Here is an 11,582-nt window from a genome sequence, read left to right on the forward strand (position 1 = left end):
GTGCTCGACGAGGCGCAGTTCGTCAAGAACCACCAAGCGAGGACGTATGCCGCCGTCCGCCGGCTCCCGGCGCCGTTCAAGCTCGCGATCACCGGCACGCCTCTCGAGAACTCGCTCATGGACCTCTGGGCGCTCCTGTCGATCGTGGCCCCGGGGCTCTTCCCCTCCCCACAGCGCTTCAGTGAGACGTATCGCAGACCGATCGAGTCCGGTGCTGCTCCAGAGCTGCTCGAGACGCTGCGCCGTCGGATCAGGCCGCTCATGCTGCGCCGCACGAAGGAGTCCGTCGCGACGGACCTACCGCCCAAGATCGAGCAGGTCGTGCCGGTCACCCTCAACCCCCAACACCGACGCATCTACGACCGGCACCTCGCGCGGGAGCGCCAACGGATCCTTGGCCTGCTCGACGACGTCGACCGCAACCGCATCGCGATCCTGCGCGCCCTGACGAAGCTGCGTCAGCTCAGCCTCGATGTCCACCTCGTCGAAGCGGAGGCGCCGGCGAAGATCCGGTCGAGCAAGGTGGACGCGCTGCTCGACCAGCTCGTCGAGGTCGTCGCCGAGGGACACCGCTGCCTGGTCTTCAGCCAGTTCACGTCGTTCCTGCGGATCGTCCGCGACCGGCTGGCGGAGGAGGCCATCGAGCATGTCTACCTCGACGGGCGCACCCGCGACCGGGCCAAGCGGATCAGCGCCTTCACCGACGGCGACGCGCCCGTCTTCGTCATCAGCCTCAAGGCGGGGGGCGCCGGCCTGACCCTCACCGAGGCCGACTATGTCTTCGTGCTCGACCCGTGGTGGAACCCTGCCGTCGAGGCGCAGGCGATCGACCGGGCCCATCGGATCGGCCAGGACAAGACCGTGATGGTCTACCGCCTCGTGAGCGAGGACACGATCGAGGAGAAGGTGCTGGCCCTGCAGGAACGCAAGCGCGAGCTCTTCGCCAGGGTCGTCGACGAGGGCGGGCTCATGGGTGCGCCGCTCAGTGCCGAGGACATCAGGGGACTCCTGGGCGGCTGACCGCCCAGCTTCCAGCGGAGACCGCGCAGTTCCTCCGGTGTCGGCGCCGTCGCCTATGCTCCGGTGCAGCGAAAGGGGGTCCCGGTGCTGTCCCACGACGACCTGAGCCGGCTGCGCGAGCAGCATCCCGCCTGGCGGCTGCTCCGCGCCGCGAACGCGCCCCTCATCGTGAGCTTCCTGGGCCGGACCTTCGTCGAGGAGAACGTGCGGGTCCTCACCCAGTCCGAGCTCGTCAGCCGCCTCGACGACGAGCTCTACGCGCTGCGCGAGCGGCTCGGTGACGGCGCCTACCCCAAGTCGGCGTCCGCCTACGTCGCCGACTGGGCGAGTCAGGAGTCCGGCTGGCTGCGGCTCTACTACCTCGAGGGCAGCGACGAGCCGCACGTCGACGCCACCCCGGCACTGGAGCGGGCCGTCGCGTGGGTCGGCATGCTGCAGGAGCGTGCCTTCGTCGGCACGGAGTCACGCCTGCACACGCTGGTCGGGCTGCTCCGGCAGATCGTCACGGGCAGCGACACCGACCCCGAGCACCGGCTGGAGCATCTTCGCGCCGAGCGGGCGCGGCTCGACGAGCAGATCGCCCGCGCCGAGGCCGGCGAGATCGACGTGCTCGACCCGACCGGCCAACGGGACCGCTACCAGCAGTTCGCGAGCACGGCCCTCGAGCTGCTCTCCGACTTCCGCGAGGTCGAGGGCAAGTTCCGCGCCCTCGACCGGCAGATGCGCGAGACGATCGCGGGCTGGGACGGGTCGAAGGGCGAGCTGCTCGACCAGCTCCTCGGTGACCGCAATGCGATCTCCGAGTCCGACCAGGGCCGCAGCTTCCAGGCCTTCTACGACTTCCTCCTGTCCGCCGAGCGGCAGGACGAGCTGAGCGCTCTCCTCGACGAGGTGCACCGCCTCGAGGCGATCGCCGCCGACGACCGGGTGCGCCGGATCGACCGCGACTGGCTCGCCGCCGCCGACCGCACCCAGGCAACGGTGCGGACGCTCTCCGACCAGCTCCGCCGCTTCCTCGACGACACCGTCTGGCTCGAGAACCGCCGGGTCATCGAGTTGCTCCGCAGCATCGAAAGCAGCGCGGTCGTGCTCCGGGACGAGCGCGAGCCGGTCGAGATGGAGCTCGAGAGCGCCCGGCCGGAGATCGCCCTCCCGTTCGAACGGCCCCTCTACTCGCCGCCGGCCGCACCCCAGATCGACAGCACCGTCGCGGAGGCAGTCGATGCGGCCGAGACGACCGCCCTCTTCCATGTCGACCACGTCGACCACGCGCGGCTCGTCGGCCAGGTGAGGGCAGCGCTGCGGCACCGCACCCAGGTGAGCCTCGGCGAGATCGTCGACGAGCACCCGCCGGAGCAGGGGCTTGCCGAGCTGATGGCCTACTTCGCCCTGCACGAGGACGGCATCGACCTCGTCATCGACGACACGGCCCGCCAGCGGGTCGGCTGGACCGACGACGACACGCGCCGCGAGGCCGACATCCCGACCCTGCTCTACGTCCGCCCTGACGGCAAGGACCGCTCATGACAACGATCCCGACCACCTCGACCCCGGGCGCCACCGATGATGCGCTCGACCTGTCCCGCGTCGTCATCCCGCTCCTGCGCGGCGTCGTCTACCAGGCCGACAACGCCGCGCTCTGGGCCCTGCTGCGCCGTCACCAGACCCGGGTCAAGGACCACATGGCCGTCATGGGTCTCGAGCTCGTCGTCGATGAGGCCGAGGGCTATGCCCACCTGCGGCAGATGGACTACGACGACATCGACGTCCCGCGGCTGATCCCCCGCCACCGGCTGTCGTTCCGGGTGAGCCTGCTCCTCGCGCTCCTGCGCAAGCGGCTGGCCGAGTTCGATGCGAGCAGCAGCGACCCACGGCTCATCCTGACCCGTGACCAGATCGCCGACCTGCTCCGCGTGCACCTGCCCGAGAGCACCAATGAGGTGCGGCTCACCAGCGAGGTCGACGCACTCATCACAAAGGTCGCGGCGCTCGGCTTCCTCCGCCCGATCACGGGCCAGGACCGCACCTACGAGGTGCGTCGCATCCTCAAGGCCTACGTGGACGCCCAGTGGCTCAACGAGTTCGACGAGCGGCTGCGTGACTACCTCGCGACCCTCGAGCCCGGCGCAGCGGAAGGCTCCGGCGACCCGGCGGCCGATCGCGACGCCCCCAACGGGTGGGAGCCCAGCGATGGATGAGCTTCCCCTCGACGACTCGCTCGGCACCGCCGGCTACCGCCTCGACCATGTGGAGGTGCTCGGCTGGGGCACCTTCGACCGGGCCGTCTGGCGCTTCGATCTCGGCGGGCACACCTCCCTGCTCACCGGCGACATCGGCTCTGGCAAGTCGACCCTCGTCGACGCGATCACAACGCTGCTCCTGCCCGCCCACCGGATCTCCTACAACAAGGCCGCCGGCGCCGAGACCCGCGAGCGGAGCCTGCGCTCCTACGTCCTCGGCTACTGGAAGTCCGAGCGCAGCGAGACTACGGGCGTCTCACGCCCGGTCGGGCTGCGCGACCACACGTCGCACTCCGCGATCCTCGCCGTGTTCCGCAACGAGCGGCTCGACTCGGCGGTGACCCTCGCACAGGTCTTCTGGATGCCAGACGACCACGCCGGCCAGCCCAACCGGTTCTACCTCGTCGCCGACCGCGAGCTCGGGATCGTGGGCGACCTCAGCGACTTCGGCACCGACGTCACCGCGCTCAAGAAGCGCCTCCGCGGTGCCGGCATCACCCCCCACGGCACGTTCCCCGACTACGAGCGGGCCTACCGCCGGGCCCTCGGCATCCCGTCGAGCCAGGCGATGGAGCTGTTCCACCAGACCGTCTCGATGAAGTCGGTCGGCAACCTCACCGATTTCGTCCGCGCCCACATGCTCGAGCCGTTCGACGCGGCCGCGGACGTCCGCAAGCTCGTCGCCCACTTCGAGGACCTCACCGCCGCCCACGACGCGGTCATCAAGGCCCGCTCCCAGCTTGCCCTGCTCGACCCGATCGTCAACGGCTGCGACGAGGTGGCCCGGGTCCGCACGGACCTCGCCGAGGCGACCGCTGCGCAGCAGGCCCTCCGGTATGCCGCAGCCGAGGTGACGCTCAAGCTGCTCGCGCACGAAGTGACGGAGACCCAGGCGCAGCTCGCACACGAGCGGGAGCTCCATGCCCGTGCCCAGGGGACCGTCCAGTCGCTGCGCGCAGAGCACCAGGGCCTGCGCGACGCTCGCGCCGGCCACGCGGGCGGAAGGGTCGGCGCCCTCGAGGAGGCGAGGGAGCGGCATACCGAAGAACGGAAGACCCGCGCCAAGCGCCACCGCGCCTGGAGCGAGGACCTCGCGGCGGCAGGACTCGAGCCGCTCGCCGATCCCACCGAGTTCGAGCGGGTCCGGGGCGAGGCGGACGCCGCGCAGGCCGCAGTCGATGACGAGAGCAAGCGAGTTGCCGACCAGCTGACCGAGCACGCGGTCGACCGCCGTCAGCTGCGCGGCGAGTCGGACGAGATCCGGGCCGAGCTGATCAGCCTGCGGGAGCGCCGGTCGAGCATCCCCCGGGAGCTGCTCGCGTTGCGCGACCGGCTCTGCGAGGAGACCGGAGTCGCCGACGAGCGGGTCCCCTTCGTCGGCGAGCTCGTCCAGGTGCGTCCCGGCGAGGACCGTTGGCGGGGCGCGGCCGAGCGAGTGCTGCGGGGCTTCGCGCTGTCGCTCATCGTCGATGACGCCGACTACGGCCGGGTCGCCGACTGGGTCGACGGCCACCACCTGGGCACCCGCCTCGTCTACCACCGGGTCCGGGTCGGTGAGCGCCACCAGCCGGCGCCACCGACGGCAGGCACGCTCGCGGCGAAGCTCGAGCTGCGCGACAGCCCGTATGCCGCCTGGCTGGCGGCGGAGCTGGCTGCGAGGGCCGCGCACGAGTGCGTCGAGAGCCTCGAGGACTTCCGGCGGGTCAGCCGGGCGGTCACCGTGCGCGGGCAGGTCAAGTCGGGCAGCCGCCACGAGAAGGACGACCGGCACCGAGTCGACGACCCGTCCCGCTACGTGCTCGGCTGGGACAACAAGGCGAAGCAGGACGCCCTCATCGGGCGCGGCACCCGGGTGCAGGAGGAGCTGAACCGCGTCGACGAGGCGATCCGGCGGGCCGAGGCCCAGCAGCGGGAGCTGCGCGCCCGGCGCGAGGCGCTGACCCGCGTCCTGGTCGTCGACGACGCTCGCGACATCGACTGGTGGGCCTCGGCCCGGGCGCTCCAGGAGGTGGAGCGGGAGCTGGCGCTCCTCGTCGAGGCCTCGCGCGAGCTGGCCGCGATCGACGAGCGCCTGGCCGTCGTGGAGGCCGAGCTCGCCACGGCCGATGAGCAACGGGCCAGCCACGAGCGGGCCATCGGCGCGCTTGACGGGCGCCGCACCGGTCTGGAGACCGACCAGGCGCGCAACACGGCGGTCCTTGCCGGGGTCGACGAGGCCGACCGTCCGGCCGTGGACCGCGCGGTTCGTGCCCTGCGGTCCCGAGGTGTCAGCCGAGTCGATGCGGTCCAAGGTCTCGTCGAAGAGCTGCGCGCCGAGCTCGTGGAGCGGTCCGCGGCGCTGTCCCGCCGGCTCAACACCGCGACCTCGCGGACCGAGCGGCTCATGGACGCCTTCCGGCGCGACTACCCGGCCGAGACGACCGACATGGACGCGAGCATCGAGGCCGCCGGTGAGTTCCGCGAGTTCCGCGACCGGGTCGCCCGCGACGACCTGCCTCGGTTCGAGGCGGACTTCAAGCGCTACCTCAACCAGAACACCATCCGCGAGATCGCTGGCTTCCAAAGCCGGCTCATCCAGCAGTCGAAGGAGATCACCGAACGGATCCGCACCATCAACGCCTCGCTGCGCGACATCGACTACAACACCGACCGCTTCATCCGCCTGGACGCGGTGCCGACGCCCCTGACCGAGATCCGCGAGTTCCGGGCCGACCTGCGGGCCTGCACCGAGGGAGCGCTGCTCGGTGGCGAGGCCGACGACCTCTACTCCGAGCAGAAGTTCGAGCAGGTCCGGTCGCTCATCGCCCGGTTCCGGGGGCGCGAGGGCTTCGCCGAGCAGGACCGGCAGTGGACCACCCGGGTCACCGACGTCCGCAACTGGTTCGTCTTCAACGCGTCGGAGCGGTGGCGCGAGTCGGACGAGGAGCACGAGACCTACGCCGACTCCGACGGCAAGTCGGGCGGGCAGAAGGAGAAGCTCGCGTACACGATCCTCGCTGCCTCCCTCGCCTACCAGTTCCGACTCGACGCCCCGGGCGGGTCCGCCCGCACCTTCCGGTTCGCCGTCATCGACGAGGCGTTCGGGCGCGGCTCGGACGAGTCGACCCGGTACGCCCTTCGGCTCTTCGACCGGCTGGGGCTGCAGCTGCTCGTCGTCACGCCCCTGCAGAAGGTCCACACGATCGAACCGTTCGTGCGCCGAGTCGGCTTCGTGGACAACCCGAGCGGCCGGTCGTCCCGCCTGCACAACCTGACGATCGAGGAGTACCAGCAGCAACGGTCTGACGCGGCGCTTGCACGCGTCGGCGGCGCGGTCAGGCCCGAGCGGGCATGACCGCCGCCGGGCGCCGCGCCGCGACGGCCGTGACCCGTCAGCCCTGGTCGACGGTCGACGACATCAGGTCTGCGCTGCAGCGGCAATGGGACAAGGGCGAGCTGCTGCGCGTCGCGGCCCAGGGTGCTTGGGAGCCGGTCCGGGTGCCATTGCGAGCGCCCTCCGCCCGTGAGCTCGCCGCGGCCTTCGGCCCGGTCCAGGACTGGGCCGGTGCCCTGCACCGTGCGGCCGACGGTGGCCGGCAGCCGGCGTTCGGCCTCGAGGTGCGGCCGGTCGGGGGCCGTCTCGTCGGCGCGAACGTCGTGCCGTCCGCCGCATGGTTCGACGAGCCGGAGCAGGTCTGGCGTCTGCTGCGGGTCGCGGACCAGGTGGCGACCTTCCAGCGCGTGCTCCGCCTCGGGGCCGAGGCGCATCCGGCGCTGGCCGACTGGGTCGTCGCACACCCGTTGCGGGCGCTCAGTCACGCGGCGGTGTGGCCCAAGGTGGTCGCGACGGTCCTGTGGCTGCGCGCGACGGTCGGGACAGCGGCATACCTGCGTCAGATCGACGTGCCGGGCGTCGACACGAAGTTCATCGAGGGGCACCGCGGGCTGCTCGCCGAGCTCCTTGACGCCGTCGCCCCCGGCGTCGCCGACGAGACCCGTTCACCGGGCAAGGATTTTGCCCGCCGCTACGGCTTCCGCGACAAGCCGGCGATGACGAGGCTGCGTTCGCTCGACGGGACGTCCCTGTTCGGTGGGCTCACCGACGTGTCCGTCCGGGTCGAGGAGCTCGCCGCGACCACGGTCTCGGCCCGACACATCCTCGTCGTCGAGAACGAGGTCACCTTCCTCGCGCTGCCTGCGCTCCCCGGGGTCGTGGCGTTCTTCGGGTCCGGCTTCGACGTGCTGCGGCTGGGGCGCCTCCCGTGGCTCCTGGATCGCGACGTTCTCTACTGGGGCGACCTTGACACCGACGGCTTCGTCATCCTCGACCGGCTCCGGAGCCAGCTGCCGGCCGTGCGCAGCGTGCTCATGGACCTCGAGACCCTGACCATGCACTCGAGCCAGTGGACGACCGACCCGAAGCCCTCACGGCTGTCCCTCGCGCGACTGACGCCCGGGGAGGCCGCCGTCTATCGCACTCTCCGGGACAACGAGCTGGGCACCTCGGTGCGCCTGGAGCAGGAGCGCGTCAACTATGCTCACGTCGCCAGCGCGCTCGAGCAGGCGCTCTGACCGGGTTCACGGCGGCCAGACCCGTACGGTGGGACTCTGCGAGTGGCTCAGCGTCGAGGAGGACGGGCATGGCGGATCCGAGTGAGGTCAGTGAGCGTGGCGGTCCCTGGGTGCGGGAGGTGTGTGCGGCCCTCGACGTCCCGGCGGGCGCCGTCGACATCCCGCGGATCCTCGACCTGACCCGGGAGATCTCGCACCGCAAGACCCGGCCGCTCGGGCCCGTGGGTGCGTTCATCCTCGGGATGGCGGTGGCCCGGCATCCGGATGCCGACCCGGCGGAGCTGTACGACCGGATGCTGGCGACCCTGCCGGAGCCGGACACCGAGGAGGGCTGAGGCGCCGATCCCTCGGTCGAGGTATTCGCCGGACGCAACTGCCCGTGGATCACCTCGAACCGGGGGCGGCAGGGAGCCGGGACAGCACAAACGATCAAGCACCCCGGCCCTTCGTGCGTGAGGATCGACGTATGGAGCAGAGCCGGGACGCGTTCGGAGCCTTCCTCGATGTCCTCGCCGCGGCGCTGACGCAGGAACGGGTCGACACCGCGGACCTCGCGGCGAAAGTCGGCCTGTCACGGTCGCACTTCAGCCGGGTCGTCACTGCGGCCGCCGGCGAAGCTCCAGCGGCACTGCAGCGACGCGTCCTGCTCGAGCGAGCGGCATACCTGCTCGTGACGAGCGACAGCTCGGTGCTCGACGTCGCGATCGACTCGGGCTACGGCTCGAACGAGGCGTTCAGCCGGGCGTTCTCAGCGGCATACGGCGTGTCACCGAGCGACTACCGGCAGGCGCCCGCTGCGCTCCAGCTCGACGCACCCAACCGGGTGCATTTCCAGCCACCCGGCAGCCTGCTGCTGCCGGCGCGACGAAAGGTGTGCGGCATGGACCTCATGGTGCGGATGCTCGAGCACAACGTCTGGCTCATCGACGAGATGCTGCGCCGGGCCGAGCAGCTGCCCGACGACGTCCTCGACCGGCGGATCGAGATCTCCGTCGAGGGCGTCGACCCGGAGCCGACCCCGCGCTCCCTGCTGCACCGCCTCGTCGGGCAGCTCGAGATGTGGGACGCGGCGCTCGCCGGCCGCGCCTACGAGTGGCCGGAGGGACCGCCCACGGTCATGCAGCTGCGGCGCCGGCTCGCCGACGTCGGCCCCCGCTTCGTCGCGCGGATCAGCGAGCTCGGCGCCGAGGGGCGCCTCGACGAGGCGGTGCTGTGCCCGGGCGAGACGGTCGAGGTGTACACCGTGGGTGGCGTCGTCGCGCACATCCTGACGTATGCCGCTCACCGCCGCATTCTCGTGGCCGGCGCCCTCTACGACGCGGGGTTCACGGAGATCGACGAGGACCCGGTGCGGTGGATCTCGGAGAGCGCCTGAGGAGGGACCGGCGATGGTTGCTCGCGCTCAGCTGGTGTGCGCTCACCTGGTGTGCGCTCACCTGGTGTCGGTCAACGTCGTGCACGGGCTCCGGCGCGGGCCGACCCGGGTGACGGCGATCGACAAACGTCCGGTGGACGGGCCCGTCGAGGTCGGACCGCTCGGGATCGACGGCGACGTCCAGTGCGACAAGCGGTTCCACGGCGGCCCCGACAAGGCTCTCTATGCCTTTGCCGGTGAGGAATCCGACGGGTGGGCAAAGGAACTCGACCGTGGGATCCCGCCGGGATACTTCGGGGAGAACCTCACGACCCGCGGGCTCGATGTCGATGGCGCGCTCATCGGCGAGCGGTGGCAGATCGGTGACATCGAGGCGGGGATCGTCGTCGAGGTGCGGTTGCCGCGGGACCCGTGCGGCAACCTCTCGGGCTGGGTCGGCATCCCGCGGTTCCATCGGACGTTCCATCAGCACGGGCGGCCCGGCGCCTACCTCGCGGTGCTGCGGCCGGGGGTCATCCGGGCGGGCGACCCGATCACCGTGGTGCATCGGCCCGACCACGACGTCACGGTGAGCGACTGCTCCCAGGGCCGGGTCCGTGATCCCGCCTCGCTGCTGACCCGGGCCGGGTCCTAGAGCGTGGGCCTGCGGTCCCGGTTGCGGGCCATCCGCCACGTCACGACGAAGCCCGCGACCGCAAGGACGGCCGTGGTCGCCTCGGCCACTGCGGAGACGAGCTTGCCGGGCGGTAGCCAGGTCGGCTCGTACATGTGGGGCAGCCCCGCGATGGCGCCCAGATCGACATACGTGTAGAGGATGACGGCGCCCGCGGCCGACGCGGCCGTGAGCGCCGCGAGGACCCAGACCCACCGGCGCGGCCAGACCAGGAGCAGCACCGCCAGCACCAGAGCAACGACCGCCTGTGCGCGGAAGAGCGTGCCCTCGCCGATGAGGATGCCCTGGACCGGCTCGTAGTCAGCCGCGACGCGCAGGTGCACGACCGCGTCGATGACGAGCCCGGCGGAGGTGGCGAGCTGGAGGACGCCCAGGAGGATCCGGTGGCGGGGCACGGCCATAACGGGGCGCAAGTCAGTCGAGGACATGGGACTCCACCAGCTTCCGCGCGACGAGTGCGTGCAGGATCCGGTGGTCGGCGCAGGTGGCGGCCATCATGGCTACTCCCTCAGGCGAGCGGCCCGGCGTCTCCGGGGCCCTACCGGCTGTCACGAATCAGGCCACCCGTCGGTTCAATCACCGGTGCACGCGGGACCACAATTCGGTGGCGCGACCTGCGCGTCCGCTGGGAGGGTGCGCTGCATGACGCCGCCCTGTGCCCTCGAGACCGACCGGCTCCTCCTGCGGGCGTGGAGCCACGACGATGCGCCGCGCCTGCTCGACATCCTGGGCCGCGAAGAAGTGACCCAGTGGCTGGGCGACGGGACGCCGTGGGTCATGGCCGACCTCGACGAAGCGCACCGGACGATCGACCGCTACGCGGAGCGGTCTGCGACCCCGCCGATCGGGGTCTGGGCGGTCGAGGTGCGATCCACCCGGAGCGTGGTCGGGTCGGTCATGCTGCTCCCCCTCCCCCACGCAGACCACGGCGAGGTCGAGATCGCCTGGCACCTGCACCCCGACTCGTGGGGTCACGGGTACGCCACCGAAGCGGCTCGAGCTCTGCTGGACTACGGGTTCGACCAGGGGCTCCCGGAGATCCTGGCGGTAACCCATGTCGGCAACGACGCATCCGGGCGGGTCTGCGCGCGGCTCGGCATGACGGACGAGGGCGTCGTGCGCAAGTGGTACGACGTCGACATGCAGCTCTACCGGATCACGGCGCAGGCCTTCCGGCTGACGACGGCGGGGCCACTGGCCAGCGGCGCCGATCACCCGGAGGTGTAGCGGGCGCGGCCCCGCTTCACCTCGCCCCGGGCCTTCTTTGCCATGAGGCGACGCTCCTGTGAGCCTCGGGTCGGACGCGTCGGTCGCCGTTTGGCCGGCGGCGGCGCGGCTGCCTCGCGGAGGAGCTGTGCGAGGCGTTCACGGGCGGCCTTGCGGTTGGCCAGCTGGTTGCGATGCTCGCTCGCGACGACCGTGACGCACCCGTCGACCAGGCGACCGCGGAGCCGCTCGAGCATCCGCTCCCGCAGCTGCTCCGCAATGGCGCGTGACCCTGCCACGTCGAAGATGAGCTCCACCCTGGAGTCGGCCGTGTTGACGCCCTGTCCACCGGGACCCGAGCTGCGGGAGAAACGCTCACGCAGCTCCGCCTCGGGGATGGCGAGTCGGGCGTTCACGGTGACGCCGACGAGGCCGCGGGCTCGGTCCATGCCCCCATGACACCACGAGCCGAGCGAACGCACCTCGCCGTGAGCGTCGGTTGGTGGCCTCTCGACGG

11 protein-coding genes are annotated in these 11,582 nt (G+C 71.3%); 9 read left to right on the forward strand and 2 right to left on the reverse strand.

The features are described 5' to 3' along the window. From N864_RS13920 to N864_RS13955, 8 genes are all read left to right on the forward strand, one after another. Window positions 1-1,020: DEAD/DEAH box helicase (locus N864_RS13920; protein ID WP_162164528.1), on the forward strand; the 1,020-nt coding region annotated here is incomplete at its 5' end. Window positions 1,021-1,104: 84 nt separating this feature from the next. Continuing rightward, window positions 1,105-2,547, forward strand: a complete 1,443-nt coding sequence (locus tag N864_RS13925; protein WP_205620953.1) for a DUF3375 domain-containing protein — start codon at window positions 1,105-1,107, stop codon at window positions 2,545-2,547. Then, window positions 2,544-3,218 (forward strand): DUF4194 domain-containing protein, encoded by a 675-nt coding sequence (locus tag N864_RS13930; protein WP_051518578.1) that lies wholly within the window; start codon window positions 2,544-2,546, stop codon window positions 3,216-3,218. Before N864_RS13925 ends, N864_RS13930 begins: the two co-directional genes overlap by 4 nt. Beyond that, entirely contained in the window at window positions 3,211-6,594 is a 3,384-nt protein-coding gene (locus N864_RS13935) for an ATP-binding protein (protein ID WP_034717835.1), read from the forward strand. The genes N864_RS13930 and N864_RS13935 overlap by 8 nt, the downstream gene beginning before the upstream one ends. After that, window positions 6,591-7,811, forward strand: a complete 1,221-nt coding sequence (locus tag N864_RS13940) for a Wadjet anti-phage system protein JetD domain-containing protein (RefSeq protein ID WP_051518579.1) — start codon at window positions 6,591-6,593, stop codon at window positions 7,809-7,811. The genes N864_RS13935 and N864_RS13940 overlap by 4 nt, the downstream gene beginning before the upstream one ends. A 68-nt stretch (window positions 7,812-7,879) precedes the next feature. Then, complete coding sequence (locus N864_RS13945; protein WP_051518580.1) at window positions 7,880-8,146, forward strand: DUF6457 domain-containing protein; 267 nt, start codon at window positions 7,880-7,882, stop codon at window positions 8,144-8,146. Between the two features lie 131 nt (window positions 8,147-8,277). After that, window positions 8,278-9,186 (forward strand): helix-turn-helix transcriptional regulator, encoded by a 909-nt coding sequence (locus tag N864_RS13950; RefSeq protein ID WP_051518581.1) that lies wholly within the window; start codon window positions 8,278-8,280, stop codon window positions 9,184-9,186. 64 nt (window positions 9,187-9,250) lie between these two features. Next, entirely contained in the window at window positions 9,251-9,820 is a 570-nt protein-coding gene (locus N864_RS13955; RefSeq protein ID WP_240474331.1) for an MOSC domain-containing protein, read from the forward strand. Here N864_RS13955 and N864_RS13960 read toward each other — a convergent pair. After that, a complete protein-coding gene (locus N864_RS13960) occupies window positions 9,817-10,287 on the reverse strand; it encodes a hypothetical protein (RefSeq protein WP_155892941.1) in 471 nt (156 codons plus the stop codon). The two genes, N864_RS13955 and N864_RS13960, sit on opposite strands and share 4 nt — an antisense overlap. A 214-nt stretch (window positions 10,288-10,501) precedes the next feature. Here N864_RS13960 and N864_RS13965 point away from each other — a divergent pair, with 214 nt between their 5' ends. Beyond that, the gene (locus N864_RS13965; protein ID WP_034717841.1) at window positions 10,502-11,086 is read left to right on the forward strand and encodes a GNAT family N-acetyltransferase; all 585 of its coding nucleotides are present in this window, start codon (window positions 10,502-10,504) and stop codon (window positions 11,084-11,086) included. Here N864_RS13965 and arfB read toward each other — a convergent pair. Beyond that, window positions 11,071-11,514, reverse strand: coding sequence for an alternative ribosome rescue aminoacyl-tRNA hydrolase ArfB (arfB, locus tag N864_RS13970; RefSeq protein ID WP_034717843.1), 444 nt, complete (start codon window positions 11,512-11,514; stop codon window positions 11,071-11,073). The two genes, N864_RS13965 and arfB, sit on opposite strands and share 16 nt — an antisense overlap. Between the last annotated feature and the right edge of the window lie 68 nt (window positions 11,515-11,582).

It is taken from the genome of Intrasporangium chromatireducens Q5-1, assembly GCF_000576575.1.
GTDB classification, from domain to species: Bacteria; Actinomycetota; Actinomycetes; order Actinomycetales; family Dermatophilaceae; genus Intrasporangium_A; species Intrasporangium_A chromatireducens.

Bases quoted from the DNA above. Each gene is read 5' to 3' on its own strand.
- N864_RS13950 (WP_051518581.1), top strand. From the start codon at position 8,278: ATGGAGCAGAGCCGGGACGCGTTCGGAGCCTTCCTCGATGTCCTCGCC.
- N864_RS13930 (WP_051518578.1), top strand. From the start codon at position 2,544: ATGACAACGATCCCGACCACCTCGACCCCGGGCGCCACCGATGATGCG.
- N864_RS13945 (WP_051518580.1), top strand. From the start codon at position 7,880: ATGGCGGATCCGAGTGAGGTCAGTGAGCGTGGCGGTCCCTGGGTGCGG.
- N864_RS13960 (WP_155892941.1), bottom strand. From the start codon at position 10,287: ATGTCCTCGACTGACTTGCGCCCCGTTATGGCCGTGCCCCGCCACCGG.
- N864_RS13965 (WP_034717841.1), top strand. From the start codon at position 10,502: ATGACGCCGCCCTGTGCCCTCGAGACCGACCGGCTCCTCCTGCGGGCG.
- arfB (WP_034717843.1), bottom strand. From the start codon at position 11,514: ATGGACCGAGCCCGCGGCCTCGTCGGCGTCACCGTGAACGCCCGACTC.
- N864_RS13935 (WP_034717835.1), top strand. From the start codon at position 3,211: ATGGATGAGCTTCCCCTCGACGACTCGCTCGGCACCGCCGGCTACCGC.
- N864_RS13940 (WP_051518579.1), top strand. From the start codon at position 6,591: ATGACCGCCGCCGGGCGCCGCGCCGCGACGGCCGTGACCCGTCAGCCC.